Genomic DNA, 533 nt, shown 5'->3' with positions numbered 1-533 from the left:
TTTCAAATATTTCAACAGGAGCTTATGGTTTCCCAAAAGATTTGGCTTCAACAATTTCTTTTGAAACAGTGGCATCCTTTTTATCTGAAAATGAGTTTCCTAAAAAAGTGGTTTTTTGTTGTTATGACTTAGAAAATGTTCAGTTGTATTTGAATTTAATAAAAGAAAAATTATGAGAAGATTACCAATATATTTCCTAATAGATATCTCAGAATCAATGGTAGGCGAACCTATTCAACAAGTTGAAGAAGGATTAGCAACAATTATTCAATCTTTAAAAACGGATCCACACGCATTAGAAACTGTTTTTGTTTCTATTATCGTGTTTGCTGGTCAACCAAAAACATTAGTCCCTTTACAAGAAATAGTTAGTTTTTATCCTCCTAAATTTCCCATAGGAAGTGGAACTTCATTAAGTAAGGGTTTAGGACATTTAATGCACGAATTAAGAACTAATATTGTCAAAACCACTTATGAAGTAAAAGGCGATTGGAAACCAATTGTATTTCTATTTACTGATGGTGTTCCAACAG

General features: G+C 31.0%; 1 protein-coding gene. It reads left to right on the top strand.

Annotated features, from left to right (window positions below; all coding sequences use genetic code 11):
* Positions 1-172: 172 nt before the first annotated feature.
* Positions 173-533, top strand: a 361-nt coding sequence (locus IU405_RS01145; protein WP_197436793.1) for a vWA domain-containing protein, incomplete at its 3' end; no start/stop codon positions are given.

This window comes from Polaribacter sp. BAL334 (assembly GCF_015767435.1).
Taxonomy (GTDB): Bacteria; Bacteroidota; Bacteroidia; order Flavobacteriales; family Flavobacteriaceae; genus Polaribacter.
This window is presented reverse-complemented; position numbering and strand designations above follow the sequence as displayed.